The organism is Qipengyuania xiapuensis (assembly GCF_019711395.1).
GTDB classification, from domain to species: Bacteria; Pseudomonadota; Alphaproteobacteria; order Sphingomonadales; family Sphingomonadaceae; genus Qipengyuania; species Qipengyuania xiapuensis.
The window spans coordinates 268,071-294,608 of record NZ_JAIGNL010000002.1; the positions used below are offsets into that span (position 1 = coordinate 268,071).

The following is a 26,538-nucleotide window of genomic DNA, read 5'->3' on the forward strand; positions in this document are numbered from 1 at the left end:
CCGACAATAATAGCTGCAGCCATGCCTCGTTTCGTCGCTCTTTGTGCGCTCACCCTGCTCGCTGCCTGCAAGCCGCCCGCCTCGGACGATTACGTCACGCGTACGCAGATCGCGGACGAGCGGAAGGCACCTGCCAAACCGATCGCTTCGCCCGATGCCGAGGGCGCGACCTGGGCGACAAGCCCGGAAAGCGGGCGCCTGCTCTACGGAAAGCCGGGTGAAATGCCCCTCCTCTCGCTCGGCTGCGAGGACGGCACGCTAGTCTATCGCCGCTATGTCGCAGCCGATCCCGATGCGAAGGCTGTGCTCGCGCTCATCGGCAACGGCCATGTCGAGCGCCTCTGGATCGATGCTGCGCAGGAAGGCGAGGCTTGGCTATGGCGAGGCACCATCGCTGCCGACGACCCCCGGCTCGACGTCCTGACCGGCCCGCGCTCGGTCGAGGCCACGGTTCCCGGGGCTGGATCGCTAAGGCTCAACGGGAGCCAGCGGCCGGCCGAGTTCATCAGCCGCTGCGCAGGCGAGATTATTCCGCCACCAATTCCCGAAGCATCGCCGGAGTAAGCACCTGCGGCAATTGCCGCGCGTCCTCTCCGGGCGCGTACCAGAGGTAGAGCGGCACGCCTGCCGCGCCTTGCGCTGACAGGAAGTTGGCGATTTCCTCGTCGCCGAGGGTCCAGTCGCCTCGCATCGTGATCACATCGGCCGCCTCGAATGCCGCGAGTGTCTCCTCGCGTTCGATGGCGACGCTTTCGTTGACCTTGCAGGTGACGCACCAGTCGGCGGTGAACCAGACGAATACGGGCCTGCCACTCGCACGTGCCTCGGCGAGCGCACTCTCGGAAAATGCAATGGGCGCGTGGATGCTGCTTTCGGCCCGCACCTCGCGCGGTTCCGGCTCGGGGAAGATCGAAAGCGCGAAGATCGATAGGGCCACGATGGCGGCGAAGAAGAACTTCCCGCCGCCGAGGCCCTTCGTCTGGCGCTGGCCGAGCGAGGCAAGCAGCGCGAGGAGCAGCGTAGCGACGGCTCCGAGCATGACCAGCCAGAACGTGTCGGCGATGCGTGTCAACAGCCACACGAGAGCCAGCACGGTCAGTCCCATCGGGATCGCCATCCAGCGGCGGAAGCGCTCCATCCATGGACCCGGCTTCGGCAGTTTCCTGCGCCATGCGGGAATGAAGCCGAGCAGGAGGAACGGCAGGGCAAGGCCCACGCCGAGCGCAGTGAAGATCGCGAAACCCTCGATCGGACGGAGCACGAGGGCAGCTCCAAGTGCGAGCGCCATGAACGGACCAGTACACGGCGTGGCGACGAAGGCTGCCAGCAGCCCGGTGCCGAACGAACCGCGTACCGACTGCTTGCCGCCGGCAATCGCCATGCCCGGCACCTGGAACAGGCCGAGGAAATTGGCAGTGATCGCCAGCATCAGGAGGAACAGGCCGCCGACTACCCGCGGTTCCTGCAACTGAAACGCCCAGCCGACCTGTTCGCCCGCAGAGCGCAGCAGGAGGATCGCCGCACCGAGGCCCGCGCAGGCAAGGACGACACCCGCGGTATAGGCGATCGCGTCCCGCCGCGCGGCAGCCTCCTCGCCGCCGGCCTTGGCGAGCGCGAGCGCCTTGAGGCTGAGGATCGGGAAGACGCAGGGCATGATGTTGAGCAGCAGGCCGCCGACGAGCGAGGCCAGGAGCAGCAACCACAGGGGGGGCATTTCGACCGCGCCGCGGATCGGTTTCACATTCTCGAGCGGCACGTCGCGCGGCTCCGCCTCGAACCGTACACCCTGCCCGTTTCCGAAGGACAATATGCCCCCGATCTTCTCGGGCTGCGGCACATCGTCCGCCTTACCGAAGCGCTTGAGCGGCACTTCGACGACCAGCAGGTTGCCCTCGCTCACCAGCGTCTGGACGGCGGCATAGTCCGGCGAGACGCCGGAGCCGAGATCGGTATTCTCGATGAAGAGGTGTACCTCGGTGAAATCCAGGCCCTCGGGCAAGGGAATTCCGACACGCAGGCGGTCGCCGGAGATCTCGAATCCCGCAGTGCTGTCGAGTTCGGGCGCGATCTGTGCGCGCCAGCTTCGGAAATCGCCCCCCTCCCGCGCTTGCAATACCGCGTCCTGCGGCACGCAGATCCGATCGGTGCAGGCTAGGTAAGAGACGAAGCCGGTGACCGGCGCGACATTTGCTACCGCTGCCTGCTCGGGCACGTCGATGGGCACGAGAACGGCATATTCGCCCTCGTAGATGTGATTCATCAGGCCGGAAATCAGCAACGTCTTCGGCACGGGATAGAGCGGCTCGCCCGCTTCCCATCCCTCGGGCAGGTTGAGCGAAAGCTGCATCCCCTGCCCCGCATCGCCCGGATTGGACCAGTAGCCATGCCATTCGGGGCTCCTGGGGCTGAATCGCAAGGCCAGCATCCAGGTCTCGCCGGCAACCGGCGCACCGTCGCTGCGGAGCTCTACCGAGATATTGTCGTCGCCGAAGCGTGCTTCCTGGGCAGCGAGGCTCCCGGGAACGAGGCTCGCCAGCAACAGGAACAGCAAGACAAGTCCCGCGCGCCAACCGTCCATTGTGCTTGCGTCTCTCACACCCTGCGCATTAGGGACTGCCCCCATGACAGACAAGCGCGACTTGCTCATCCTCGGTGGCGGCCTCGTCGGCACGACGCTCGCACTGGCCGCAGCCCGCAAGGGTCTTTCCAGCCACCTCGTCGACCGCGCCGATCCGGCCGATCTGACCGCCGAAGGCTTCGACGGGCGCGCCTCGGCGATTTCGACCGCCAGCTGGCGCCTCTTCCGCAATATCGGCCTTGCCGAAGCGCTCGAGCCGCATGGCTGCGAGATCGAGGCAATTGCCGTGCTCGACCAGATGAAGCCGGGCCGTATCGATTTCCGACCCGAGCCGCACGAAGGCACGCTCGGCCGCATGTTCGCCAACCGCCAGCTGCGCATCGCGCTCTACGAAGCGGCGAAGAACGAACCGCTCATCACGATGCACGCGCCGGTCGATGTTACCGAGCGCCACCGCGATGCCTTCTCGGTCAGCGCGACGCTGGCGGACGGGAGGGTGCTGGAGGCCGATCTCCTGATCGGCGCCGAAGGCCGCGGCTCGCCCACGCGCGAGGAAGAAGGCCTCAAGATGGCGAGCTGGGATTATTCGCACCGCGCGATCATCACCGGTCTCGACCATTCGAAACCGCACGAAGGCGTAGCTTGGGAAATCTTCTACGAGGACGGCCCCTTCGCACTCCTACCCATGCTCGACAGCGAAGACGGCACGCACCGCAGCGCGCTGGTGTGGACCGTCGACGAGAAGGACGCAGCAGGCGTGCTCAAGCTGTCCGACCGTGCATTCCTCGCCGAAGTCGAGAAGCGCATGGGCGATATCCTCGGCACGCTGTCGCTCAATAGCGGCCGGTCTTCCTATCCGCTCAGCTTCCAGCACACGGCGCGTATCGTGGGCGAGCGCATGGCGCTGATCGGCGACAGCGCGCACGGCATGCACCCCATTGCCGGTCAGGGCCTCAACCTTGGCTTGCGCGATGTCGGTGCGCTGGTCGAAGTGCTCGAAGAAGCGCGCCGCCTCGGCCTCGATCTTGGCGATGCGCAGGTTCTCGAGCGCTACGAGAAGTGGCGCGCACTCGATTCGATCATGGTCATGGGCGCAACCGACACGCTGACCCGCATCTTCGGCGTACCCGGAAAGACCGCCAGCGCCGTTCGGCGTTTCGGCATGGCCGGAGTCCAGCGTTCCGGCTGGCTCAAGAAGTTCTTCATGGACGAGGCACGCGGCGTGTCGGGCGATGTGCCCGAGCTGATGAAGGCCTGACCTATTCTTCTGCCGGACTCGGTTGTGAGATCCGGTTACCCGCACCATCGCGCAGGCGGCGCGGTTCGAGCACGGCGGCGGTTTCGATTAGGTCGAGCGCGCGCTGGGTGGAAGCGTAACGCTCCGCGTCGCGCAGCCATTGGTCGGCCTGCGAGGCTCCGGGAAGATTCCGTACTTCGGCCACCGCATCGTCTGGTCTGCCGCTGAGCAGGAAGAGCCTTGCGCGCTCTAGGCGCATCTCCGGCTGCGGCGAAGGAGCGCTTTCGCGGCGGATCGTGAAGAGCGCGCCGAGTTCTTCCGTGAAACGTTCGAACCCGCCGCGATCGTCGCCCGATTGCAGCTGGGGTGCCAGACCGTCCAGCCGCGCGATCAGCTGGTCGAGTGTCACCGGCTCGCGCGAGAAGGAGATGATCGTATTGACCGCATTGGGCAATGCATCGCCGAAACGCAGGCGCAGCTGGTCGGCAAGATAGCCGAGCTCGGCACCACGATCGATCGCGCGGCGCACCGCGAAGGCGATCAGCAGGCCCTCGGCGCGCGCGGCGTTGCCTGCCGCCGCCTGCGCCTGGAGGTCGAGCCTTGTGAGACGCTGTTCGGCGGCCGCGAGGCGCTGGTCGAGACCGCCCTGCTGTTCGGCAACACGCTCGACGTCTTCGGCGGAAACTTCGGTTGCGCTCGCGGTAGGCGTGGGAGAAGGCGAAGTGCCAGGTGTCGCGGTCGACGTCAGCGCGGCCTGCGGCCCGCTGCTGGTCGCCTGCGCGGTTTCTTCGCCAGAATCCATGCGCCAGGCGAAGTAACCGACAATCGCGGCACCCAGAGCAAAGGATCCTGCAGCAGCAAGCAAGATGGGCCGCATGCTGGACTGCGCCCGCCGATTGCTAACGAAATTCTCCATTGTACTCCGATCCGCGACCCTTCGCGCACCTGCCTCGGCGGTGCGATCAATCCCGCCTAAACTACTGGCACAAAGCCTGGGCCATGGCCAGTAGCTCGACATCCAGAGGCTGCGGCGCGGTGTGGACAGCTTCCCAGCCATCGCCCGCCAGCTCGGCTATCCGCGGGCCGAGAACCGCGAGCGATATCGCGCTTCGGTCGATGCCCAGCCTTTCGCATTCTGCGCCCAGGCGCTTTGCCGCCTCACCCGAGTGCAGCAGCGCCACTCCGCCGCTCTCGCGCATCATGGAAGCGATATCGTCGGCCAGATCGAGCGGCGCGGTCCGATAAACGACGCGCGTGTCGATCGTGATGCCCTCGGGCGGGTCGAGGTCGACCATGGCTTCGCCCGCGAGGCGCAGAAGGTGACGCTCCTTGCCGGACATGTTGTCGATGAGCTTCTGCAGGCCGCCTTTCCCGGTTCGCAAGACGATGAAGCCCTTCTCGCGCGCGCCATCGGCAGTCGCTTCGCCGACCGCGTAGACCGGTAGCGAGGCGAGCTTGTCCAGCCGCTTTCCGCCGTGGCGAAACACGTTCGAACTGCCGACGAGGAGGGCTGAGAATTCATCCGCAGGCGGGACCGTCCATTCGACCGGTTCCACTTCGAACAGCGGACACCCACTGGCATCGAGGCCCTGCGCGGCGGCCGTCTCGAGCGTGACGGAGAGGCCGGGTTCGGGCCGGAAGACGTAGAGCGGCCGCGTCACGCTGCCGCGCCGAACAGGGCAGTGACATGGGCCGGAGCGCTTTCGAGCAGCTTCCTGCCGAGAGCGCGTGCAGCATCAAGGTCGGTGGTGGCGAAATTCGAGGTTTCTCGTACCCGGACTGCCCCGTCGGCGCTGTAGATCGCCGCCGTCATGGAGAATTCGCTGCCTTCCCGGCGGGTAAACACGGCAATCGGGCTGTGGCAGGTGCCGCCGAGTGCCTCCAAAACTGCGCGCTCGGCCATCACTTCCTCGCGGCTGTCACGGTGATCGATCGCCGAGAGGTATCCTTGCGTTTGCTCGTCACCGCTGCGGCATTCGATGCCGATCGCGGCCTGCGCGGGTGCGGGCAGCCATTCTTCCGGATCGAGCCGAATACCGACACCGGTTTCACCCAGCCGCTCAAGCCCGGCGGCTGCGAGGAAAGTGGCATCGGCCTCTCCCGCACCAAGCTTGGCGATGCGGGTCGCGACATTTCCGCGAATTCCCACGACCTCGAGATCCGGTCTCGCGTGGAGGAGTTGCGCAGCCCTTCGCGGGGCGCTGGTGCCGACCTTCGCCCCGCGCGGGAGCGCAGCGATCGAAAGGGCGCCCAGCAGCACATCGGCCTTGTCCGCACGCGGCAGGATCGCGCCGATGGCAATCTTTCGTGGGCGCAGGGTTTCGACGTCCTTCATCGAGTGGACAGCGGCATCGATACGGCCTTCTGCAAGCCAGATATCGAGCTCGCGCGTCCAGAGCGCCTTGCCGCCGATATCAGCGAGCGGGCGGTCCTGGATCTTGTCGCCACTGGCGATGACCGGGACCAGTTCGACTGCTTCCTCGTGCCAGCCGTGCGCTTCGCACAGGCGGCGACGGGTTTCGACCGCCTGCGCCATGGCGAGGGGCGAACGTCTGGTACCGAGGCGGATGAAGGGCTTATCTGTCATGACGCGCGCTTGCCCTAGCGAGCGATACCGTTAAGGGGAAGCGCCATGGCCCTGGTCCTCGGAATAGAAAGCTCATGCGACGAAACCGCCGCCGCGCTTGTCGATAGCGAGCGTCGCATCGTAGCGCAGCGTATCGCCTCGCAGGACGAGCAGCACGCGCCCTTTGGCGGCGTGGTGCCCGAGATCGCCGCGCGCGCGCATGCAGAGCGCCTCGCGCCGATGATTGCAGGCGTGCTCGAGGATGCAGGCGTCACGCTCGAGGATTGCGACGCGATTGCCGCTACTGCAGGCCCCGGCCTCATCGGCGGGGTCATGGTAGGTCTCGTGAGCGCGAAGGCACTTGCGATGGCGAGCGACGTGCCGCTGATCGCGATCAACCACCTCGAAGGCCACGCGCTCAGCCCGCGCCTCGCCGACGAAGGGCTCGATTTTCCCTACGCATTGCTGCTCGTCTCGGGTGGACACTGCCAGATCCTGCGCGTCGATGGTGTCGGCCGGTATCGCCGCCTCGCCACGACGATCGACGATGCGCTGGGCGAGGCATTCGACAAGACCGCGAAGATCCTCGGCCTCGGTTTCCCGGGAGGACCGGCCGTCGAACGGATCGCGAAGGAAGGCGATGCAAGCGCCGTTCCCCTCCCCCGCCCGATGGTCGGCAGCGGAGAGCCGCATTTCTCCTTTGCCGGACTGAAGAGTGCCGTCCTGCGTGCGCACGAGAGCGGCAAGTACAAAGCAGCTGATATTGCCGCGAGTTTCCAGCAGGCGGCCATCGATTGCGTGGTGGACCGGCTCGAGGTCGCACTCGAGGGCATGCAGGGCGTCGAGACGCTGGTCGTTGCCGGCGGTGTAGCCGCCAATGCCTCGGTGCGCGCGGCGCTCGAGGGCGTTGCAGGCGGTTACGGCATGCGTTTCACCGCCCCGCCACCCAAGCTTTGCACCGATAATGCTGCCATGATCGCCTGGGCGGGGATAGAACGTCTTTCCATGGAGGGATTCGCACCCGACCCGCTGGAAATCTCGGCGCGGCCTCGTTGGCCGCTCGACCCTGATGCGGAACCGGTGCGCGGAGCGGGAGTGAAGGCATGAGCGTCGGGATCCTCGGAGCAGGCGCGTGGGGCACTGCCCTTGCGCAGATGGTCGCCAGCGACGGGCGCGACGTCCTGATCTGGGCGCGCGAGGACGAGCTGGTAGAAGAGATCAACTCCGCCCGCACCAACTCGCTGTTCCTGCCGAGCGCGAAACTCTCGGAAAACATCAAGGCAACAGGCGACCTCGCCGACATGGCCGAGCTCGATGTGTTGCTGGTCGTGACTCCTGCTCAGCACATGGGCAGCGTGCTGGCGGCCATGCCCTCACATCCGCGCGACCTCGTGCTGTGTTCCAAGGGTATCGAGGCGGGCACCGGGCGTCTTATGAACGACGTTGCACGCGATGCCGCTCCGGGAAGTGCCGTCGCAGTACTCTCGGGCCCGACCTTTGCCCACGAGGTGGCAGCCGGCCTGCCGACTGCCGTCACGCTCGCCTGCAGCCAGGGCCGCGAGCAATGGGGACGGATTGCGCCCGTCGTCGCGCGCCCTGCCTTCCGCCCTTACTATTCCGACGATGTGACCGGGGCCGAGATCGGCGGAGCGGTGAAGAACGTCCTCGCGATTGCCTGCGGGGTGGTCGACGGGCTCGGACTGGGCCAGAACGCGCGCGCCGCTCTGATCGCGCGCGGTTATGCCGAAATGCTGCGTTTCGGCGAGAGCCTCGGCGCACGTGCGGAAACGCTGGCGGGCCTGTGCGGTCTCGGTGACCTCGTGCTGACCTGCTCGTCCACATCGAGCCGCAACTTCTCGCTCGGCAAGGCACTGGGCGAAGGCCAGAGCGCGCAGGACCTGATGTCGGACAGGCGCACGGTCGCGGAAGGAGCGCACACCGCGCCGGTGCTGGTCGAACTAGCGGCGCGCCGCGGCGTTGCCATGCCGATCGTCACCGCCGTCTATGACCTGCTGAAGGGCGACGATCCCAAGGCCGTGGTCGAAGATATCCTCTCACGTCCGCTCAAGGCCGAACAGGACAGCGGCGCTTGAACGACAAGCCATCACAGGAAGAGGTCGATCCCGCAAAGGGAGGCGACGACATGGCGACGCTCGCGAAGGGCGGACGCACGAACACGCTCGGCTTCCTGATCCGCCTGCTCGGCAACATACCCTTCCTCTTCATCGGCTACCGTCTCTACGGGGTCGAGGACATGGGCCGCTTTGCAGCTGCCTTCGTGGTCATCGAGATATTCGCGCTCGTTTGCGCACTCGGCGAGAAGCGCGGTCTAGCGCAGCGCCTCACCGAAGGCGCGGAGCAGCACGAGGGCACCCCGGCCAACCTCGTGTTCGACGGGATGCTGGTCTCCTTCGCCTTCGCACTCGTGGCGGCAGGCGTGTTGCTGGTGTTCCCCGTCATCATCTTCCCGAACGGGACAGGCAGCCAGTTCGACATGTGGATGATCGCCGCGATCCCAGCTTTCGCGCTGACCGAAATACTGCTCGCAGCGCAGGCCTATCGCTACGACATCGCCACCACGGTGCGCGCCCGCGCCATCGTCGAACCCTGGACCCGTTCCATCGGCGTGGGGGTGTTCTTCTTCATCCCGTTCCTGAAGGACGGCGGCCTCGCGCTCGCCTTCCTCGCCTCGATCTATGCCGGTCTGCTAACAGCGCTATGGTCCTTCCTTCGCACCTACGGCCTCCCGCGAGGCTGGCGTCCGCGGCCGCGTTACCTCGGCAAGCTGACGAGCAGGGCGCTGCCGCTGATCGGTGCCGACGTGATCGAACGCGGCACCCGCCTGCTGGACGTGTTCCTGCTGGGCCAGTCGGCCTCCGCGGCCGCGGTCGGCATCTACTTCTTCGCGAAGGAAATCGTCAGCGTCCCGCAGAAGCTGAAAACGAGCTTCGAGCCGATCCTTTCGCCGGTGATCACCAAGAACCTGAAGATCGGCAACATGAGCGCCATCGCGGCGCAGGTGCGCCAGGTAGGCTTCTGGATCATCGCGCTGCAGGCCGGCATCGCGCTTGCGCTCGCCATTCCGGGCGAGGCCGTGATGGGCCTCGGCGGCCCGGCGATCGTCGGAGGTACCGGTGCGCTGGCCCTGCTGCTGGCGGCCGAAGTGATCGCGTCGATGGCAGTCGTGTCCGAAAGCGTGCTCGTCTACATCGCCCGCAAGCGCAATCTCGCCATTTCGGTCGGCGTAATCACGCTGCAGGGCGCGCTTACGATCGGGCTGATCCAGCTCGCCGACAATCTCGGCCTCGACGAAGGCTTCAAGGCTGCAGGTGCCGCGCTCGCGTTGTTCATCGCGCTCGGCACTTCGAGCCTCGTCAAGGCGCTGCTGCTGAAATCGCTGCTGAAGGCACCGGTCGCCAACTGGCGCTGGGCGCTTGTCTGGGCGACCGGCCCCGCCGTGGTCGTCGGCTTCATAGCCACGCAATTGCCCGAATGGGCCGAGCTGATCTTCGGCATCCCGGCCATCCTTGCTTCTTATGGCTACGTGATCTGGAAACGCGGCTTCGGCCCGGAAGACCGGGTGCTGTTCCAGAAGAGCCAGAGCAAGGACAAGCCTGCACAAGGCAGCGGAGACGCCTGAGTGCCCTGCGTTAAAAACTGCCATCCCGCCCTCGCCTTCCGAACGAGTGAAGTGCGCCAGAAGGGTCGAACTGGGCGCTTGGCATGCGGCGCGCGGCGCGGCTAAGAGCCCCCTGTGATGTTCCAGCGCTTTCTCATCCCCCTCGGGGCCCTGTCGGTCATCGCGATCGGTCTGGTCGCCAGCACGTCCGGCAGTGCCGAACAAATGGCCGAAAGGCTGGCGCTGCAGAGCGAGCAGGCGCTGGCAGAGGCAGATCTGCCCACGATCGAGGCGCGTTTCGCCAACCGCTTCGGTCACCCTTCGCGCCACCCGGTCCTTTCGGGCGGCGAGGATCTCGACGAGGATGCCCGCCTGAAGGCTGCGCAAACTGTCGCCGGTGTTGCAGGTGTCGGCGGGATCAGCTGGATCGACGGCACGGTGAATGCGGAGAGTGGCGAGCGGCAATTCGAGCCGCTCCACTGCCAGGAAGACGTCGATGGGCTGCTGCGTGTCCGCACGATCCGGTTCGAGGAAGCGAGCGCAGCGCTGGTTCCTGCCAGCCGGTTGCTTGTGAACGAGGTCGCGACCGCTCTTCGCCCGTGTCTCGGCGCGATCATCGCCATTACCGGCCATACCGACCGATCGGGCAGCGAACCCGACAATATCGCGCTCAGCATGGATCGCGCCCGCGCCGTTCGCGAGGCGCTGGTGCGCCGCGGTATTCCGCGCGAGGGCCTGCGTGCCCGCGGTGTCGGCTCGAGCGAGCCGATCCCCGGCCTCACAGCAGAAGATCCCGCCAACCGGCGCATCGAGTTCCGCGTGATCCAGATGAAGCCTTTGCAACCCACTCCGGTCGACACGCCGGGTCCAAGGTAAGAAGGCCGCGCTGATGCCGATATGGTTCGAAACAATTGCCCTGATGCTGGTGGCCTATGGAATTGGCCTCACCATCGGCTGGGCGCTGTGGGGCCGTGCCCCTGTCGCAAACAAGAAGGAAGGTGACGAAACATGAGCGAACTGCTCGCCGAGAACTGGATCCTGCTGGCGATCGCACTGGTCATCGGGCTGGTCGTTGCGTGGTTCCTGTTCCGCACCAATCGCCGCACGCGCGTGACCGGCGCGAGCAAGGACGTGCTCGACGAGGGCGCGGAACGCGCCCAGCGCAACGCCGCGCTGGTCGAGAGTGCACCTGCCGCACAACGCGACGAACCTGCCACGCCCGCTGCCGCCAGCGGCGGTGACGACCTTTCGCGGATCAAGGGCGTTGGCCCCAAGCTCGTCGCCATGCTCAACGGCCAGGGTGTCACCAGCTTCGCGCAGATTGCCTCCTGGGATGACGCCGAGATCGACCGCATCGACGCCGAGCTCGGCCGCTTCCAGGGTCGCATTCGCCGCGACGACTGGGTCGGTCAGGCGAAGCTCCTCGCAGAGGGTAAATCGGCCGAGTTTTCCGACAAGTACGGCGCCGGAGCCTGACCTCCGGAACCTTCTTCGCTGCGGTCCATTGAGTATGTTGGGTCGATCGAGCGAGGAGAGGCTGGATGGGACAGCAGCTTAGAGTACTTGTCGCAGAAGACGAGCTGATCGTGGGATACGATCTGTGCGATACCGTGGCCGAAGCCGGCTACCTGGTCGAAGGCCCCTTCGACGACCTGTCGAGCGCCATGCTCGCCTACCAGAAGATGAAGCCTGACGTGGCCATTCTCGACGTGCAGCTGGGTGACGGCATCGTCTACCCGCTGGCCGAACAGATGATGGCCGAAGACGTCCCGGTTATTTTCCATTCCGGCCAGATCACGCCGCAGGAAGTGGCCAGCCGCTTTCCGCAGGCACAGGCCCTGTCCAAGCCCTGCCCCCCGGCAGAGGTTCTGGAAACCGTCAATAGGGCTGCACAGCACCACTAAACGACTGATCAGGAACGACCTTCCTCCTGCCCCATTCCTTGATTGAACGATCAAGGAAAGGAAAACGCATGTCGCTCCAGCAAATGGTCCAGAACCACCCGCAGGTTCAGGACAAGACCGAAGAACTCGTCCTCGCAGCGCGCCACGCGATGCTCTGCTCGCTTTTCTGCACCAGCTGCGCCGATGCCTGCGTCGCAGAGGAAATGGACATGGCGCAATGCATCCGAAACTGCCTCGATTGCGCCGATGTCTGCGCCGCGACGGCAAGGCTCGCCGTGCGCCGAACCGCCCAGAATATCGACGTTCTTCGCGCCCAGCTCGAAGCCTGCATCAAGGCCTGCGAGACTTGCGCCGCCGAATGCGAAGGCCACGACAATCCGCATTGCGCACTGTGTGCGAAAATGTGCCGCGAATGTGCCGATGACTGCAAGAAAGCGCTCGCGCACGTGAATTGAAGCCAAGACCGGCGATGCGTGGTATGATTGCCGGCTGATGTCCAAGCTGCGCACCTTCTTCGCGCTCGATAGCGCCGACAAGTTCGCCTCGCTCGAGGCGATGGTGCTCGTGCTCTACGCGAAGCTCCTGATCGGCAAGGTTCCGCCGCGCCGGTGGCGCTCGCGCTTCGGGGCGGTTGCCCGATCGAGCGAGAAGTCGGGCGATCTCGAAACCGTCCGCCGCGTCCGCCTGGCAATCATGCGGGCCCTCAACAATGTGCCCGGAGCCCCGAACTGCCTCCCGCAGGCATTGGCGGGCCGCTGGATGCTCGAACGCCGCGGAATTGCCTCCAGCCTGTTCCTCGGGACGCAGCGCGACGAGACCGGCAAGGCACGCTTCCACGCATGGCTCAAGGTGGGCGACGAATGGGTGACCGGCCTGTGCGACGAAGCGCAATATACGCTGCTCGTGCCGGGCGAGCCGGAGACAGCCTGAAAGAGGGTGACTTCTGGCCTTGCGCAGGCCCGCTGCCTCTGCCATCGGCCTGACAAGTTACAAAGGAGACCACATGGCTGGCATGGTGCCGTTCGACTGGAACGATCCCTTCAACCTCGACGATCAGCTGACCGAGGAAGAGCGGATGATCCGCGATGCCGCGCATGGTTTTGCGCAAGGCGAATTGCAGCCGCGTGTGATCGAGGCTTTCTCGACCGAGAAGGATGCTCCCGAGCTGTTCCCCCTGATGGGCGAAGCCGGCCTCCTCGGTGCGACCGTTCCGGAAGAGTACGGCGGCGCAGGTGCCAGCTATGTCGCCTACGGCCTGATCGCGCGCGAGATCGAGCGTGTGGACAGCGGCTATCGCTCGATGGCCTCGGTCCAGTCGAGCCTCGTGATGTATCCGATCCATGCCTACGGTTCGGAAGAACAGCGCAAGAAGTATCTCCCCGGCCTCGCCAGCGGCCAGCTGATCGGCTGCTTCGGCCTGACCGAACCCGATGCAGGTTCGGACCCCGCCGGCATGAAGACTACCGCGAAGAAGGTCGACGGCGGCTATGTCATCTCCGGTTCGAAGACCTGGATCTCGAACTCTCCCTTCGCCGATGTCTTCGTCGTCTGGGCGAAGAGCGAGGCGCATGGCGGCGGCATTCGCGGTTTCGTGCTCGAAAAGGGCATGAAGGGTCTCTCGGCTCCCAAGATCGAAGGCAAGATCTCGCTGCGCGCCAGTACCACCGGCATGATCGTCATGGACGAGGTCGAAGTGGGCGAAGACGCGCTGCTTCCCGAAGTCCAGGGCCTCAAGGGCCCGTTCGGCTGCCTCAACCGCGCGCGCTACGGCATCAGTTGGGGTGCGCTTGGAGCGGCGGAGTTCTGCCTCCACGCAGCGCGCCAGTACGGCCTCGACCGCCAGCAGTTCGGTGTACCGCTAGCCTCGAAACAGCTCTACCAGCTCAAGCTTGCCGACATGATGAGCGAGATCGCGCTCGGCCTGCAGGGTTCGCTGCGCGTCGGCCGCCTGATGGACGAAGGCAAGTTTTCGCCCGACATGATCAGCATCGTGAAGCGCAACAATGTCGGCAAGGCGCTCGATATCGCGCGCAAGGCCCGCGACATGCATGGCGGCAACGGCATTTCGGAAGAGTACCAGGTGATCCGTCACATGGTGAACCTCGAGACGGTCAACACCTACGAGGGCACGCACGACGTTCATGCGCTGATCCTCGGCCGCGCCATCACGGGGATCGCCGCGTTTTGATCAGGCTTCACGGATATTATCGCAGCTCGACCTCCTACCGCCTGCGCATCGCGCTGGAGCTGAAGGGGCTCGACTACGAGTATGTCCCCGTGAACCTGCTGAAGAGCGAACAGAAGGGCGAGGCGTTCACCAGCCGCAACCCCTTCGGTTCGGTCCCGCTGCTCGAAGCGGACGGCAAGGACCGCGTGCAGTCGATGGCGCAGATCGAGTGGCTGGACGAAGCCTATCCGGATCGTCCGCTACTGCCGACCGATATCGAGGACCGCTATGTGGCGCGCGAGCTGGCCTATGCCATCGCGACCGAGCTGCACGCCCCGCTCAACCTGCCGGTGTTGAAATACCTCGCCAACGAATACGGCAAGTCGCAGGAAGAGATCGGCGTGTGGTATCGCCACTGGCTCGCCCGCACGCTCGAACCGCTGGAGGCTCGCCTTGCCCAGCTGGGCACCGGCGACTTCCTGTTCGATAGCCCCGGCTTCTTCGAAGTCTGCCTGCTCCCGCAGGTCTACAACGCCCGCCGGTTCGAGTTCGACTTCAGCGACAAGCCGCATATCGAGCGGATCGAGGCGGCCTGCCTCGCGCTTCCCGAATTCCAGCGCGCCCATCCGGACGCGCAACCCGACAATCCTGAAAACACATAAGAGAGGACACCCATGAAACTCGCCACGCTCAAGGACGGAACCCGCGACGGCAAGCTGGTGGTCGTCTCCAAGGACCTCACCCGCTACTGCGCCGCCGACAATATCGCGCCGACCCTGCAGTACGCGCTCGACAATTGGGACGAGGTCGCACCCCGACTCGAAGCGCTCTACACGGACGTTGAACACCAGGCAGTGCCCTGCGAGCGCTTCCACGAGCGCGAAGCACATTCGCCGCTGCCGCGCGCATACCAGTGGGCGGACGGATCGGCCTATATCAACCACGTCGAACTGGTGCGTAAGGCGCGCGGTGCCGAAGTGCCCGAGAGCTTCTACCACGATCCGCTCATGTACCAGGGCGGCAGCGACAACTTCCTCGCACCGCGCGACGACATACCCCTGAAGGACATCAAGTGGGGCTGCGATATGGAAGGCGAGATCGCGGTGATCACCGACGACGTGCCGATGGGCGTGTCGAGCGAGGACGCAGCCGGTCACATCAAGCTGGTGATGCTGGTCAACGATGTGAGCCTTCGCGGTCTTATCCCGGGCGAACTCGCCAAGGGCTTCGGCTTCTTCCAGTCCAAGCCTGCCAGCGCATTCAGCCCCGTCGCGGTCACGCCCGACGAGCTGGGCGATGCGTGGAAGGGCAGCGTCATTCACCTGCCGCTGATGGTCGACTACAACGGCGAAGCATTCGGCCGCGCCAATGCGGGTGTCGATGCGACCTTCAGCCTTGCCGACCTCGTCGCGCATGCAGCCAAGACGCGTAACCTTTCGGCCGGCACGATCATCGGTTCGGGCACTGTCTCGAACCAGGACGAGAACGGCGGCGCGGGCAAGCCCGTTTCCGAAGGTGGTCTCGGCTACAGCTGCATCGCCGAAATCCGCATGATCGAGACCATCGCCGACGGCGAGCCCAAGACCGGTTTCATGAAGCCCGGCGACACCGTTCGCGTCGAAATGAAGGACGCCGAGGGCCACTCGATCTTCGGTGCGATCGAACAGAAGGTCGTCGAGGCCTGAGTAGCGAACGCCCACTTGCCGGCAGGCGGATCGGCCTGCTGTCCTCGTGGGTGTCGCGCCGCAACGGGGGCGTGTTCGAGGCGGTCGTCGCTCAGGCGAAAATGCTCGGCCGGCTCGGAGCGGAGCCTGTCGTCCTTGGCCTGCGCGAGGAATCGACCTCCGACGACCTTTGGCGTCTTGCCGAATTCGAGACGCATCTGGTCGACCAGTCCGGACCGCAGGCATTCGGCTTTTCGCCCGACCTGCCCCAAACGATCGATGCGGCGCGGCTCGATCTCCTGCATCTCCATGGCATCTGGCAATACCCGACCCACGCGGCGGGCGACTGGGCCAGGGCGACTGGTAAGCCGTTCGTCATCAGTCCGCATGGCATGCTCGATCCATGGATCACCTCGCGCAATGCGTGGAAGAAGCATATCGCCCGCGCCTTGTGGGAACGCCATGCCTGGCGTTCGGCCGCCGCGTTCCATGCACTCACCGACGCCGAAGCTGATGACATTGCCCGCGAAACCCGCGGAGCGCGGATCGCGACCATTCCCAACCCTGCCCCGGCCGTAGCAGCGCCTGACGAGGCCACCCGGGGTCCGAATGCCCTCTACATCGGCAGGATCCACGAGAAGAAGAACCTCGCTGCGCTGATCGGGGCCTGGCTCGCCGCCCGACCGGACCTGCCCGAGGGCGCTACGCTCACGATTGCCGGATGGGGCGATGACGCGGGTGTCGACATGCTCGAGCGAACCATGCGCGAGCACCGCGAGGCGGGGATCGAGTTCGTAGGAACGGCTTTCGGCTCGCAAAAGGCCGCCCTGCTGGACCTCGCGCGGTTCCTCGTCCTGCCCTCACACAGCGAGGGCCTGCCGATGGCGATACTCGAAGCCTGGGCCGCGGGCGTTCCCACGATCATGACAGAGCACTGCCATTTGCCCGAAGGGTTTGCGCAAGGCGCGGCGATCCGCTGCGGCACAGACAGCGATTCCATACGCGAGGCGCTGGTCAGTGGCTTTCGCGCCACCGACGCGGAATGGAAGGACATGTCGCGCGCGGCTCTCGAGCTGGCATCAGGACCCTTCGGCGCGCATTCGGTCTCGGCTAAATGGGAAGCGCTCTACAGCGCCTTGCTCGAAAGCTAGTCGCCCACGCGCTCCATGCGCATGTCGTCTAGACGCAGCGCACCGTTCCCCGGCCTCAGCCAGATGCCTAGAACCTGGTCGGGGCAATCGGGCGCGCTGACGAGCTGGCCACGACCCAGCGCGCCGCCTCCGCCGCTCGGTCTGCCGGGGACCGAACAGGTCACTGAGATCAGCACACGGTCCGCATTCGCACCGGCCACGCTGCCGAAGACGCGGTACTCGCCCGCCTCCAGCACGATCGGTTGCGACAGGACGAGACGCGTCACGCCCGCCCGGTTCTCGATTTCGACCGACTTGTCGCTCTCGCCGACCGAAGAGATGCGGACATCGCCGCTGCCATGCCTTCTCCAGCCGAACGTATTTCCGTTGCCAAGCTCCTCGAACTGCGGATCGGCAAGCAGACCGCCCTGGTTGCGCCTGGCACAATAGGTCCGAGAGATATCGCGCGCCTCGCGCATGTAGTTGCGTTGGGTCAGCTCGCGAACGAGCGGCTCGACGCTCTTGCATGATAGATCGAGGCCCTCGCCCGCACCGGCGAGGAAGCGCGCCCGCGATCGCAGCACCTCGTCGCTGGCACGGAAATCGCCGAGGTATGAGCCCGACCAGAGCGGGTCATCCGCGAGCCTTGCGGCCAGCTGGGCCCTGCCCTCCCCGCTCGCCTCGAGCGAGGTGAAGAAATAGTCGATCCGAGCCAGCCGGGGATGCGCTCGCAGCAGGATATCGAGCTGGCGTGCCGCCTCGGCGTAGTTGCCCTCGGCCAGGGCGGCATCGAAGAAGTGGGCCTGCACCAGCGGTTCACGCAGCCCCATGTTGCGGGCGACCGCAAATGCCTCGCTCGCCGAAGATTTCTCGCCAGAAAGAAGCTTTGCCGCCCCCAGAAATGCGGGCCCGCGCGCGTCGTGGGGTCCGGCAAGGATCGCCCTTGTTGCCAGCGCTTCTGCCTTTTCTGCATCCCCTGATGCCAGTGAACGCGCGGCCTCGACGCGCAGAGCGTCCACGCGGAAAACCTCCGGCACGAGCCGGATGGCGCTAGGCTGGTGTTCGCTGTAGCGGTCGAGACCGGAAAAGATCGCGAGGATACCGAACAGGCCCGCCAGCAGCGTCGCGAGCCAGCGGAAACGCCCCGTGATCATGCGTCCTTTCGCCCGCCGTCCTCGGCATAGGCGTAGTAGTCGTAACCGTAATAGGCCGAATAGCGGTTGTCCGCGCGCGAGGGATCGAACTTAGCCAAGACTGCGCCGAGGATGTTGGGCTCCATCGCGCGAAGGCGCCTGAGCGCCGCCTTGAGCGCCCCGCTACGGCCGCGGTCGGCCTCGATGACGAAGACCGTACCATCGGCAATCGCAGACAGCATCGGCGCATCGGCAAGTCCGAGGACCGGCGGGCTGTCGACAATCACCACGCCGTACTTGTCGGCGAAATGCTCGAGCAATTGCGCCATGCGCGGCGATGCGAGCAGTTCGGACGGTGACGGCGGCACCGGGCCTGCAGGGATCAGGTCAAATGTCGCGTCACCCATGTCGACGGGGACCGTCGCGCTCGCCGGATCGTCCTGCGAGACGAGCAGGCTGGTGAGACCGCGGTCCTTGGAGGCACCGAGTATGCGGTGCAGCGCGGGACGCCGCAGGTCGGCATCGATCAGCAGCGGTGCCACCCCGATCCGCGCGAAGCCCGAAGCTAGCGCGAAACTGGTCGTACTCTTGCCCTCGGAGGATTGGGCACTGGTCACGACAATGATCTTGGGCAGCCCGCGCGGTGTCGAATAAAGCAGCGCACCGCGCATCGAGTTGTAGGCTTCGGAAAGCGCGGATTTCGGATTGCCGAGGGCTTCGATCGGCGCACCGTCCTCTGCACGAGGGACGACACCGAGCAGCGAAAGGCGCAGCTTGTCCTCCACGTCCTCCGGCGTGTGGATCACGTCGTCGAGCTGGTCGCGCAGGAAGATGGCAAGGCCTGCCAGCGCCAGTCCGATCAGGATGCCGAGTGCGAGGTTGCGCGTCAGGCTGGGCGAAGACTGCGCGCTCGGCACTTCGGCGCGGTCGATGATGGTCACATTGCTCGACGCGATGCCGGCCGAAGCGTTGAGCTCACGGTAGCGCTGCAGCAATCCGTCATAGATCGAACGCGCCGTGTCCGCTTCGCGCGCAAGCACATTGTAGCGGACCGACTGGTCCTGTTCTGCAAGCGTGGCCCCGCGCGCCTCCTGGACCTGGTTCTGCAGCCTCTGCTCGGCCACGGCGGCGGCCTGGTACTCGGCCTGGATCGACTGCCTCACGTCGCGCGCGGTCCGCTCGAGCTGGGCGTTGATGCCGGCAATGTCGCCTTCAAGCCGGGCAATGGCAGGATGGTTGGGAAGATAGCGATCGCGCGCGCCCTGCAGCTCGCTTTCCAGCTCCGCCCGGCGCGTCATCAGCGACTGGACAGTGGGATGCGACAAAACCGGCTGCGACGACAGGATCGCGGAATTTCGCACCGCGTCCCAACGCGATTCCGCGGCAATCCTGTTCTCGCGCGCACGAATGGCAGCCTGGTTGTATTGCAACAGGCTGGAGGCCGTGACCGAGCCGGTCGCAAGATCGGGCCCGCTGGGAGCCACCGCGTCGCGCGTGCGGATCAGGCCGACACCGCGCGCATATTCGTTGAGCGCGGCCTCGGTCTGCTCGAGATCGCGTCGTGCCTCGTCGAGCTGTTCGGCCACGAAATTGCGCGCATAGGAAGAGCTGTCGAACCGGCGCTGGAGGTTCTGCTGGATGAACTCCTCGGCAAAGGTGTTCGCGATGCGCGCGGAAAGATCGGGATCGGTGCTGGTAAAGGTGATCAGCGCGATGCGTGTCGAGCGCCGCAGCTCGATATCGAGATTACCCTGCAGCAGGTCGATCGCCCATTTGCGGGTCTGCGCCTCGGTACCCGTGAGCGAGGTTGCGGGGACCTCCATCGCGGCGAAGAAACGTTCCTGGCTGGCGAGGTCGAGCGCGTCGACAACCCGCTCGGCCAGCGCGCGACTGCGCAGGACATCGAGCTGCGTGTTGAGGAAGCGTTCGGTATCCCAGTCGGACGGCGGCGCGATCTGCGTCTCGAAATCGCCTCCCAGAACCTCGTCGCTCTGGTCGTTGATCTGGACCGTCGAGGCCGCGGAATACTGCGGCGTGTCGAGCATGGTCGCAACGACAGCGAGGGCGACGCAGATGCCGAGGATTGCTGCCGCCATCCAGAAATAGCGCCTTACCGCCGAGAACACCTGGCGCAGGGTAGCGCTGACCGCGTTCTCTCCCGGCGCGGGATATTCCGCCGGATAGGTGCCGTCGTGGGCCGATGTCGTGATCTGGTCCATCAGTTGATCGGCCTGAAGAAGCCGACCACGGGCAATGCCTTCACGACGTCGAGATAGGCCCCGCGGACGGTCGAATAGCCGACGACCACGACGTCGCCCGGCACGAGGGCGACATCCGGCGACCGGCCACCGCGGATGTCCTGAAGGTCGAAGCGGCCTGCCAGCCGCTGTCCTTCGACCGTGCGGAAAATGATGACCTCGTCGAGCTTGGCGACGTCCGTGGGGCTGCGTGCGAGCGCCAGCGCCGAGAGCAGCGTCTGGCCCTCGGCATAGGGGAACACGCCCGGTTGCTCGACTTCGCCCTCGACGGCGATGGTGCGAACGCGGCCTTGCAGCACCACGACGTTTACGCGCGGATCGCGGACGAAATCGGCGGCGTAGGCTGCCTCGATACCCTGCGCGAGTTCGCCAGCGCTCTGGCCGCTTGCCCGGATTTCGCCGATCAGCGGCAGGTTCACGAAACCGGCATTGTCGATGACCAGCTCGTCAACCGAGAGCTCGGGCTCGCCGTAGACGCGCACCGCGATCTTGTCGCCGGGCGCGAGGTCATAGCTCTGCGGCTGGATCTGCGAAGGATCGATCGCGACGGCGTCATAGCCGGCCTGCCCTGCCGGAACGACAGGGTCCATCGGCCGCTGGCACGAAGCAAGCAGAGTCACCGCGCAAAGCGCCGCAAATTTCGCCATATCCGCCATGTTGAGGCTGCGGATCATATTTAGCCGTCCCGTCCCTTGCGACCCTTCGACCCGCCCGCAGACGGAGTTAGCAAGCCCGCCATCGCCGCAGCGAGGCACGCAATCGCCATATTTCTAAGCGGATAGTCGACGATCGAGTGCAGCGCAACGATGGCAAGCCCGCCCATTGCAAAGAGCTGGAGGACGTTGTCATGGGGTGACAGCTTCCATGCGCGCTGCGCCATCAGGAAGAGAACCACTGCACCGAGCACAATGAGCAGCGGGGCAAGCATTCCCGCTTCGAGCAGAAACTCCAGATAGTCGTTGTGAGCACGGTTGGGCGATGCGGGCCCCAGATATTCCATGCTTTCATGGGGCAGGAAGGCCTCGGTGAAGGTCCCGATGCCGCTACCCGCCCAGCCGAAGCTCTGGATCGCGGTCACCGTATCCTGCCACAAGGGGAAGCGCGCATCGCCCGTCGCATCGAAACGCTCTGCCACACGGGCAAGCTGCGGATTCGAGCCGAGCAGGAACGGGATGGCGAGAAGGCCCATCGCGATTGCCGTAAATCCATAGAGCAATTGCTTTGTTCGCGTACCCACCTCGGTCCTGAACAGGATCAGCCAGCCGAATCCGATGGCCACCAGCAGCAACGCGATCCCTGCGCGCGATCCTGTCAGCAGGATTGCGAACAGCAGTACCACCAGGGCGGCAAGGACGAGCGGTGCGCGGCGCCTGTCCTGCGCGCGTTTGCGATCGCCCGCGTACCAAGCGGCAAAGGCGAGCGACCCGATCAGGAGGACATCGACCGCCGCGTTGCGATTTGCGTGGAAGGCAGTGAGCCAGCCGCGATGGCTTTTCTCGTAGAGGCGGAAGGCTTCCGGCCCGCCAGCGAGCTGCAAGGCGCCGAGCCCTGCTCCTGCGAGCGCAATGAGGCCAATCGTCAACAAGAGGAAACGCCGATCACGGTGGCCCAGCGTCGAGACGGCCCACATCGTCCCAACCGCCGGGATCAGCGCGAGCAATCCGGCCAATGTCAGTGCAGGGCTGATCGAAAGCGGGCGCCAGCTGTCCTCGGCCCCGACAAGCGCGAGATTGGCGAGCGGGAGTTCCCTTCCGGGTAGTGCCTGCCAGATCACCGGTGGCAGCGGTAGCAGCTGGATGAGAGGCAAGGCGACAAGGGCAGCGCCAAAGAAGAGAAGTGGGCGCGGTACGATGGCACTGCGCCCGGCCCACCAGATCCATGCGACCACCGCCGCGACAAAGCCCAGCTGGACGATGATTTCAGCCTTGGGTGTTGGCGAACCACCACCACCGAGGACCATCGCGCAGGCTACGAAGGCCGCACAAATCCACCCGTGGCGCGACGGTGTCCTGTGATCGAACTTCTCCAGCGCCCTGCTCCCTCTCGAAGGAACCGGAGCCTAGGCGCCGGAGAGCCCTGCGCAAACTACATGTTGCGCGCAATCACCATCTTCATGACTTCATTCGAGCCACCGAAGATCCGCGTGATGCGGCTGTCGCGGTACATGCGCGCGATCGGGTAGTCGTTGATGTAACCGGCACCGCCGTGGAACTGGAGGCACTTGTCGACCACTTCGCCCTGGAGCTCGGTGACCCAGTATTTCGCCATGCAGGCGGTATCGACGCTCAGTTCGCGCTTGAGGTGCTTGGCGATACAATCATTGACGAACACCCGCGCCGCGGTGGCCCGCGCCTTGAGATCGGCCATCACGAATTGCGTGTTCTGGAAATCCCAGATCGTCTGCCCGAATGCCTTGCGACTTTTGACGTATTCCATCGTCGTCTCGAGCGCCTTCTCGATCCCCGTCATCGCGCCCATGGCGATGATCAGGCGTTCCTGCGGCAGCTCGCCCATAAGCTGGTAGAAGCCCTTGCCTTCCTCACCGCCGAGGACCGCGTCGCTCGGCACGAAAACGTCGTCGAAGAAGAGCTCGGACGTGTCCGCCGCGTCCATGCCAATCTTGTCGAGCTTCTTGCCGCGCTGGAACCCTTCCGCTCCTTCCGTCTCGAGCAGCATGAGCGAGATGCCCTTCGCGCGCTCGTTCGGGTCGGTCTTGGCGACGACGATGATGAAATCGGCCGTCTGACCATTCGAGATATACGTCTTGGCCCCGTTGATGCGGTAGCCATTGCCGTCCTTCAGCGCCGTGGTGGTGATGCTCTGGAGGTCGGAGCCGACACCCGGCTCGGTCATCGCGATGGCACTGACCAGTTCGCCGGTGACGAGCTTGGGCAGGTACTTCTTCTTCTGCTCCTCGGTGCCGTGACGCACCAGGTACGGAAGGATCACCGTATTGTGCAGGCTGGCAGCGAAGCCTTCGACACCGTGCTTGGCCTGCTGGTCTATGACGACCATCTCGTGGCGGAAATCGCCGCCATGGCCGCCGTATTCCTCGGGAACGGAGGTGCCGAGCAGGCCTGCCTCACCTGCCTCACGCCAGAAATCGCGCTCGACCTGGCCTTCTTCGCGCCATTTGAGGACGCGCTTCTCGGGCGCATGCTGCTGGTAGAACTTGCCCACGGCATCCGCGAAGATCGAAATCTCCTCGTCGTCCATGAACTCGGGCTGGGGTACGTCGATAACGGCCATCTTACTTCCCCTTCCAGTTCGGCTTGCGCTTTTCGGCGAAGGCCGCGGCACCTTCTCGAGCATCTTCGGAGACGAACACCGGTCCGATGAGCTGCGCTTGCTTGTCGTAGCGCTCGTCCATTGCCCAGCCGCGCGATTCCTTCATGACCTGTTTCGACACGCGAACGGCAAGCGGGCCGTTTGCGGCAATACTGGCAGCCAGTGCCTTCGCACCTTCCAGCGCCGATCCGTCGGTCACACGGTTGATCAGGCCGAGCTCATAGGCACGATCGGCACCGATGAAATCGCCGGTCAGCGCCAGTTCCATCGCGACTCGCTCGGGGATCTGGTCAGGCAGCATCATCACGCCGCCGGCAGCTGCCACGAGACCGCGCTTGGCTTCGGGAATGCCGAACTTGGCATCCTTGTGCGCGACGACGAGATCGCATGCGATCATCAGTTCGAGACCGCCGGCGAGTGCATAGCCTTCGACGGCAGCGATCAGCGGCTTCTTCGGCGGAGCCTGCACCACGCCGCCGAAACCGCGGCCCTCGATGCTGGGCGATTCGCCGCGGAGAAAACCCTTCAGGTCCATGCCCGAGCAGAACGTACCGCCCGCGCCGGTCAGGATGCCGACGCGAAGGTCGTCGTCCTCGTCGAGCCGGTCCATCGCGGCCGCAATTCCTTCGGCTGCGGCCTTGTTCATGGCGTTCTTGGCTTCGGGACGGTTGATCGTGACGATCAGCACACCGTCGTCGACTTCGGTCAGGACGTCATCAGACATGCTCTCTCTCCATTGCGATTTGAAACTGTTCTTGCGCCCTTGCTGCGGGAGGTTTACGCAAACGTCAACCGGCAAAAGCCGCAAGATTCGTTCAAACGAGAGAGGAACACGCCATGTCCGAAGCCTATATCATCGATGCCGTCCGCACTCCGCGCGGGATCGGCAAGCAGGGCAAGGGCGCGCTTGCGGCAATGCACCCCCAGCATCTGGCCGCCACCTGTCTCAAGGCGATCAAGGACCGCAACAACCTCGACACCTCGACCGTGGACGACGTGATCTGGTCGGTCAGCACGCAGGACGGCATGCAGGCGGGCGACATGGGCCGCATGGCCGCGCTCGACGCTGGCTACGACATCACCTCTTCGGGCACGACGCTGGACCGCTTCTGCGGCGGCGGCATCACCTCGGTTGCTCTGGCTGCAGCGCAGGTCATGAGCGGCATGGAAGATTGCGTGGTGGCAGGCGGCACCGAAATGATGAGCCTCACCGCGCAGATGTCGAAGGACAAGATGCAGGCCGGGATCAGGCCGCCGATGATGGGCAGCTACAACGAGCGCCTGCAGGCAAGCCATCCGCAAAGCCACCAGGGTGTTTGCGGCGATGCCATCGCCACGATGGAGGGCTTCACCCGCGAGGAATTGGACGAGGTCGGTTACCGCAGCCAGCAGCGCGCGGCCCAGGCGATCGAGGAAGGGCGCTTCGACAAGTCGGTCGTGCCCGTCGTCGACGATGACGGCAATGTGGTGCTCGACCACGAGGAATTCCCCCGTCCGCAGACCACGATGGAAGGCCTTGCCCAGCTCGAACCGGCTTTCACCAAGATCGCCAATGTCCCGCTCGACAAGAACGGAACCACCTTCGCCGGACTGGTGAATGCGAAATATCCCGATCTGGAGATCAAGCACTTCCACCATGCGGGCAACAGCTCGGGCGTGGTCGATGGCGCTGCCGCAGTCCTCGTGACTAGCAAGGACTATGCGCAGAAGCACGGTCTCAAGCCGCGCGCACGCATCGTGGCGACGGCGAACATGGGCGACGATCCCACGCTGATGCTCAACGCGCCGGTCCCCGCGGCAAAGAAGGTGCTCGAAAAGGCGGGTCTGACCAAGGACGACATCGACCTTTACGAGATCAACGAGGCGTTCGCAGTGGTCGCCGCAAAGTTCGTGCGCGACCTCGATCTCGACTGGGACAAGGTCAACGTGAACGGCGGCTCGATCGCTCTCGGCCACCCGATCGGCGCGACCGGTTCGATCCTGATCGGCACGATGGTCGACGAATTGGAGCGCCAGGACAAGCGCTACGGCCTCGTCACCATGTGCGCCGCGGGCGGCATGGCCCCTGCCATCGTGATCGAGCGTGTCGACGATTTCGTCGACTAGGTTTCTCCGCTAGCCCCTTGCGAAACAATCGCTTCCGTGTTTGGGAGCGTGCTTGTCCGTGGTGCGACATGCGCCCGTTAGATCTCGCCCTGGGGAAGACAGATCGCGATGAATTCGGCCAGCTCGTCGAAAGCGGAACATGCCGCACGCGTCCTTGGCAACATGACCATCGTCGATGCAGGCGAGGTGCAGACGCACCTGCTCCCGGCGCTCGCGCGGATCGAAGGCCCGACCACGCTCGGCTTCCTCAACGCGCATGGCGTGAACCTCTCGTGGAGCGATGCCGGGATCGCGGCGAGCTTTGCCGGGCTCGATTTCCTGCTGCGTGACGGGATCGGCGTGGACATCTGTTGTCAGCGCCTCGGCTGGAAGAGCGGCGCCAATCTCAACGGCACCGATTTCATTCCCATGCTGCTCGACCATTGCCGTGGATCGGTCGCCCTCCTCGGAACGCAATCGCCATGGCTCGACGACGCAGCACGCAAGATCGCCGATCAGGGGCACGAGGTCGTGCTGACGCACCACGGTTTCGAAGAGACAGAGTTTTATGTCTCGAAGGTGCTGGAGACCCGCCCCGATATCGTCGTGCTCGCTATGGGTATGCCCAAGCAGGAGAAGATCGCGCTGGCGATCAAGCAGGCAGCCGACTGGCCGGTTCTTATCGTGTGTGGCGGCGCGATCCTCGACTGGATCGCAGAGCGTTTCGCCCGCGCGCCCGAATTCTTCCGGCGCAACCACCTCGAATGGGCCTATCGCCTCTACAAGGAGCCGAGGCGGCTTTTCCGGCGCTACGTGATCGGCAACCCGCTGCTGCTGTCGCGCCTTCCCGCAATCGGCAAGGCCGTGCGCACGGCGAACATCGCTCCGAAGAACATCGCCCAAGGCTGA

General features: G+C 65.0%; 27 protein-coding genes. 17 read left to right on the top strand and 10 right to left on the bottom strand.

Features of this window, described 5'->3' with window-relative positions; genetic code table 11:
• The first annotated feature begins 21 nt into the window (after positions 1-21).
• Entirely contained in the window at positions 22-564 is a 543-nt protein-coding gene (locus tag K3163_RS10610; protein WP_221554192.1) for a hypothetical protein, read from the top strand.
• Here the strand turns inward: K3163_RS10610 and K3163_RS10615 are convergent.
• Positions 527-2,578, bottom strand: coding sequence for a protein-disulfide reductase DsbD family protein (locus K3163_RS10615; RefSeq protein WP_221554193.1), 2,052 nt, complete (start codon positions 2,576-2,578; stop codon positions 527-529). The genes K3163_RS10610 and K3163_RS10615 overlap by 38 nt on opposite strands.
• Positions 2,579-2,621: 43 nt before the next feature.
• Here K3163_RS10615 and K3163_RS10620 point away from each other — a divergent pair, with 43 nt between their 5' ends.
• Positions 2,622-3,836 carry an FAD-dependent monooxygenase gene (locus K3163_RS10620; RefSeq protein ID WP_221554194.1) on the top strand — a complete coding sequence of 405 codons (1,215 nt, stop codon included), beginning with the start codon at positions 2,622-2,624 and terminating at the stop codon, positions 3,834-3,836.
• 1 nt (position 3,837) lies between these two features.
• Here the strand turns inward: K3163_RS10620 and K3163_RS10625 are convergent, their stop codons facing one another.
• The 3 genes from K3163_RS10625 to hemC form a co-directional block, all read right to left on the bottom strand.
• On the bottom strand, positions 3,838-4,692 hold the full coding sequence (locus K3163_RS10625; RefSeq protein WP_247712658.1) for an MICOS complex subunit MIC60: 855 nt from the start codon (positions 4,690-4,692) through the stop codon (positions 3,838-3,840).
• Positions 4,693-4,792: 100 nt separating this feature from the next.
• The gene (locus K3163_RS10630) at positions 4,793-5,476 is read right to left on the bottom strand and encodes a uroporphyrinogen-III synthase (protein ID WP_221554196.1); all 684 of its coding nucleotides are present in this window, start codon (positions 5,474-5,476) and stop codon (positions 4,793-4,795) included.
• Entirely contained in the window at positions 5,473-6,402 is a 930-nt protein-coding gene (gene hemC / locus K3163_RS10635) for a hydroxymethylbilane synthase (protein WP_221554197.1), read from the bottom strand. The genes K3163_RS10630 and hemC overlap by 4 nt, the downstream gene beginning before the upstream one ends.
• A gap of 45 nt (positions 6,403-6,447) precedes the next feature.
• Here hemC and tsaD point away from each other — a divergent pair, with 45 nt between their 5' ends.
• The 13 genes from tsaD to K3163_RS10695 all read left to right on the top strand — a co-directional run bounded on the left by tsaD (position 6,448) and on the right by K3163_RS10695 (position 16,886).
• Entirely contained in the window at positions 6,448-7,488 is a 1,041-nt protein-coding gene (tsaD, locus tag K3163_RS10640; protein ID WP_221554198.1) for a tRNA (adenosine(37)-N6)-threonylcarbamoyltransferase complex transferase subunit TsaD, read from the top strand.
• The gene (locus K3163_RS10645; protein ID WP_221554199.1) at positions 7,485-8,474 is read left to right on the top strand and encodes an NAD(P)H-dependent glycerol-3-phosphate dehydrogenase; all 990 of its coding nucleotides are present in this window, start codon (positions 7,485-7,487) and stop codon (positions 8,472-8,474) included. Before tsaD ends, K3163_RS10645 begins: the two co-directional genes overlap by 4 nt.
• Positions 8,475-8,524: 50 nt before the next feature.
• Positions 8,525-10,021: a lipopolysaccharide biosynthesis protein gene (locus tag K3163_RS10650; RefSeq protein ID WP_221554579.1), complete on the top strand. Its 1,497-nt coding sequence runs from the start codon at positions 8,525-8,527 to the stop codon at positions 10,019-10,021.
• A 117-nt stretch (positions 10,022-10,138) separates the two neighbouring features.
• On the top strand, positions 10,139-10,876 hold the full coding sequence (locus tag K3163_RS10655; protein WP_221554200.1) for an OmpA family protein: 738 nt from the start codon (positions 10,139-10,141) through the stop codon (positions 10,874-10,876).
• Between the two features lie 13 nt (positions 10,877-10,889).
• The gene (locus K3163_RS13650) at positions 10,890-11,012 is read left to right on the top strand and encodes a hypothetical protein (RefSeq protein ID WP_280638285.1); all 123 of its coding nucleotides are present in this window, start codon (positions 10,890-10,892) and stop codon (positions 11,010-11,012) included.
• On the top strand, positions 11,009-11,476 hold the full coding sequence (locus tag K3163_RS10660) for a hypothetical protein (RefSeq protein ID WP_221427922.1): 468 nt from the start codon (positions 11,009-11,011) through the stop codon (positions 11,474-11,476). Before K3163_RS13650 ends, K3163_RS10660 begins: the two co-directional genes overlap by 4 nt.
• 65 nt (positions 11,477-11,541) lie before the next feature.
• Positions 11,542-11,904 (top strand): response regulator, encoded by a 363-nt coding sequence (locus tag K3163_RS10665; protein ID WP_221554201.1) that lies wholly within the window; start codon positions 11,542-11,544, stop codon positions 11,902-11,904.
• 149 nt (positions 11,905-12,053) lie between these two features.
• On the top strand, positions 12,054-12,359 hold the full coding sequence (locus tag K3163_RS13730) for a four-helix bundle copper-binding protein (RefSeq protein ID WP_486659978.1): 306 nt from the start codon (positions 12,054-12,056) through the stop codon (positions 12,357-12,359).
• A gap of 37 nt (positions 12,360-12,396) precedes the next feature.
• Positions 12,397-12,834 (top strand): lasso peptide biosynthesis B2 protein, encoded by a 438-nt coding sequence (locus tag K3163_RS10675; RefSeq protein ID WP_221427919.1) that lies wholly within the window; start codon positions 12,397-12,399, stop codon positions 12,832-12,834.
• Positions 12,835-12,916: 82 nt separating this feature from the next.
• Complete coding sequence (locus K3163_RS10680) at positions 12,917-14,092, top strand: acyl-CoA dehydrogenase (RefSeq protein ID WP_221554580.1); 1,176 nt, start codon at positions 12,917-12,919, stop codon at positions 14,090-14,092.
• Positions 14,092-14,733 (top strand): maleylacetoacetate isomerase, encoded by a 642-nt coding sequence (maiA, locus tag K3163_RS10685; RefSeq protein WP_221554581.1) that lies wholly within the window; start codon positions 14,092-14,094, stop codon positions 14,731-14,733. Before K3163_RS10680 ends, maiA begins: the two co-directional genes overlap by 1 nt.
• Positions 14,734-14,745: 12 nt before the next feature.
• The gene (locus K3163_RS10690) at positions 14,746-15,756 is read left to right on the top strand and encodes a fumarylacetoacetate hydrolase family protein (protein WP_221427918.1); all 1,011 of its coding nucleotides are present in this window, start codon (positions 14,746-14,748) and stop codon (positions 15,754-15,756) included.
• A gap of 50 nt (positions 15,757-15,806) precedes the next feature.
• Positions 15,807-16,886 (top strand): glycosyltransferase, encoded by a 1,080-nt coding sequence (locus K3163_RS10695; RefSeq protein ID WP_221554202.1) that lies wholly within the window; start codon positions 15,807-15,809, stop codon positions 16,884-16,886.
• On the opposite strand, the gene K3163_RS10700 is transcribed toward K3163_RS10695, so the two are convergent.
• From K3163_RS10700 to K3163_RS10725, 6 genes are all read right to left on the bottom strand, one after another.
• Positions 16,883-18,019 (bottom strand): tetratricopeptide repeat protein, encoded by a 1,137-nt coding sequence (locus K3163_RS10700; RefSeq protein WP_221554203.1) that lies wholly within the window; start codon positions 18,017-18,019, stop codon positions 16,883-16,885. The two genes, K3163_RS10695 and K3163_RS10700, sit on opposite strands and share 4 nt — an antisense overlap.
• Positions 18,016-20,217: a GumC family protein gene (locus K3163_RS10705; protein WP_221554204.1), complete on the bottom strand. Its 2,202-nt coding sequence runs from the start codon at positions 20,215-20,217 to the stop codon at positions 18,016-18,018. Before K3163_RS10705 ends, K3163_RS10700 begins: the two co-directional genes overlap by 4 nt.
• Positions 20,217-20,930, bottom strand: coding sequence for a polysaccharide biosynthesis/export family protein (locus K3163_RS10710; RefSeq protein WP_221554205.1), 714 nt, complete (start codon positions 20,928-20,930; stop codon positions 20,217-20,219). The genes K3163_RS10705 and K3163_RS10710 overlap by 1 nt, the downstream gene beginning before the upstream one ends.
• 2 nt (positions 20,931-20,932) lie before the next feature.
• A complete protein-coding gene (locus K3163_RS10715) occupies positions 20,933-22,216 on the bottom strand; it encodes an O-antigen ligase family protein (RefSeq protein WP_221554206.1) in 1,284 nt (427 codons plus the stop codon).
• Between the two features lie 125 nt (positions 22,217-22,341).
• Positions 22,342-23,505: an acyl-CoA dehydrogenase family protein gene (locus tag K3163_RS10720; RefSeq protein WP_221427912.1), complete on the bottom strand. Its 1,164-nt coding sequence runs from the start codon at positions 23,503-23,505 to the stop codon at positions 22,342-22,344.
• Position 23,506: 1 nt separating this feature from the next.
• The gene (locus tag K3163_RS10725) at positions 23,507-24,268 is read right to left on the bottom strand and encodes a crotonase/enoyl-CoA hydratase family protein (RefSeq protein ID WP_221427911.1); all 762 of its coding nucleotides are present in this window, start codon (positions 24,266-24,268) and stop codon (positions 23,507-23,509) included.
• A gap of 113 nt (positions 24,269-24,381) precedes the next feature.
• Here K3163_RS10725 and K3163_RS10730 point away from each other — a divergent pair, with 113 nt between their 5' ends.
• Together K3163_RS10730 and K3163_RS10735 are read left to right on the top strand one after the other, a co-directional pair.
• Positions 24,382-25,650, top strand: coding sequence for an acetyl-CoA C-acetyltransferase (locus tag K3163_RS10730; RefSeq protein WP_221554207.1), 1,269 nt, complete (start codon positions 24,382-24,384; stop codon positions 25,648-25,650).
• Positions 25,651-25,758: 108 nt separating this feature from the next.
• Positions 25,759-26,538 (top strand): WecB/TagA/CpsF family glycosyltransferase, encoded by a 780-nt coding sequence (locus K3163_RS10735; RefSeq protein ID WP_221554208.1) that lies wholly within the window; start codon positions 25,759-25,761, stop codon positions 26,536-26,538.

Bases quoted from the DNA above. Each gene is read 5' to 3' on its own strand.
- K3163_RS10660 (WP_221427922.1), top strand. From the start codon at position 11,009: ATGAGCGAACTGCTCGCCGAGAACTGGATCCTGCTGGCGATCGCACTG.
- K3163_RS10720 (WP_221427912.1), bottom strand. From the start codon at position 23,505: ATGGCCGTTATCGACGTACCCCAGCCCGAGTTCATGGACGACGAGGAG.
- K3163_RS10715 (WP_221554206.1), bottom strand. From the start codon at position 22,216: ATGGTCCTCGGTGGTGGTGGTTCGCCAACACCCAAGGCTGAAATCATC.
- tsaD (WP_221554198.1), top strand. From the start codon at position 6,448: ATGGCCCTGGTCCTCGGAATAGAAAGCTCATGCGACGAAACCGCCGCC.
- K3163_RS10730 (WP_221554207.1), top strand. From the start codon at position 24,382: ATGTCCGAAGCCTATATCATCGATGCCGTCCGCACTCCGCGCGGGATC.
- K3163_RS10665 (WP_221554201.1), top strand. From the start codon at position 11,542: ATGGGACAGCAGCTTAGAGTACTTGTCGCAGAAGACGAGCTGATCGTG.
- K3163_RS10735 (WP_221554208.1), top strand. From the start codon at position 25,759: ATGAATTCGGCCAGCTCGTCGAAAGCGGAACATGCCGCACGCGTCCTT.
- hemC (WP_221554197.1), bottom strand. From the start codon at position 6,402: ATGACAGATAAGCCCTTCATCCGCCTCGGTACCAGACGTTCGCCCCTC.
- K3163_RS10610 (WP_221554192.1), top strand. From the start codon at position 22: ATGCCTCGTTTCGTCGCTCTTTGTGCGCTCACCCTGCTCGCTGCCTGC.
- K3163_RS13730 (WP_486659978.1), top strand. From the start codon at position 12,054: ATGCTCTGCTCGCTTTTCTGCACCAGCTGCGCCGATGCCTGCGTCGCA.
- K3163_RS10680 (WP_221554580.1), top strand. From the start codon at position 12,917: ATGGTGCCGTTCGACTGGAACGATCCCTTCAACCTCGACGATCAGCTG.
- K3163_RS10620 (WP_221554194.1), top strand. From the start codon at position 2,622: ATGACAGACAAGCGCGACTTGCTCATCCTCGGTGGCGGCCTCGTCGGC.
- K3163_RS10690 (WP_221427918.1), top strand. From the start codon at position 14,746: ATGAAACTCGCCACGCTCAAGGACGGAACCCGCGACGGCAAGCTGGTG.
- K3163_RS10645 (WP_221554199.1), top strand. From the start codon at position 7,485: ATGAGCGTCGGGATCCTCGGAGCAGGCGCGTGGGGCACTGCCCTTGCG.
- K3163_RS13650 (WP_280638285.1), top strand. From the start codon at position 10,890: ATGCCGATATGGTTCGAAACAATTGCCCTGATGCTGGTGGCCTATGGA.
- K3163_RS10650 (WP_221554579.1), top strand. From the start codon at position 8,525: ATGGCGACGCTCGCGAAGGGCGGACGCACGAACACGCTCGGCTTCCTG.
- K3163_RS10625 (WP_247712658.1), bottom strand. From the start codon at position 4,692: ATGCGGCCCATCTTGCTTGCTGCTGCAGGATCCTTTGCTCTGGGTGCC.
- K3163_RS10655 (WP_221554200.1), top strand. From the start codon at position 10,139: ATGTTCCAGCGCTTTCTCATCCCCCTCGGGGCCCTGTCGGTCATCGCG.
- K3163_RS10710 (WP_221554205.1), bottom strand. From the start codon at position 20,930: ATGATCCGCAGCCTCAACATGGCGGATATGGCGAAATTTGCGGCGCTT.
- K3163_RS10725 (WP_221427911.1), bottom strand. From the start codon at position 24,268: ATGTCTGATGACGTCCTGACCGAAGTCGACGACGGTGTGCTGATCGTC.
- K3163_RS10675 (WP_221427919.1), top strand. From the start codon at position 12,397: ATGTCCAAGCTGCGCACCTTCTTCGCGCTCGATAGCGCCGACAAGTTC.
- K3163_RS10615 (WP_221554193.1), bottom strand. From the start codon at position 2,578: ATGGACGGTTGGCGCGCGGGACTTGTCTTGCTGTTCCTGTTGCTGGCG.
- K3163_RS10705 (WP_221554204.1), bottom strand. From the start codon at position 20,217: ATGGACCAGATCACGACATCGGCCCACGACGGCACCTATCCGGCGGAA.
- K3163_RS10700 (WP_221554203.1), bottom strand. From the start codon at position 18,019: ATGATCACGGGGCGTTTCCGCTGGCTCGCGACGCTGCTGGCGGGCCTG.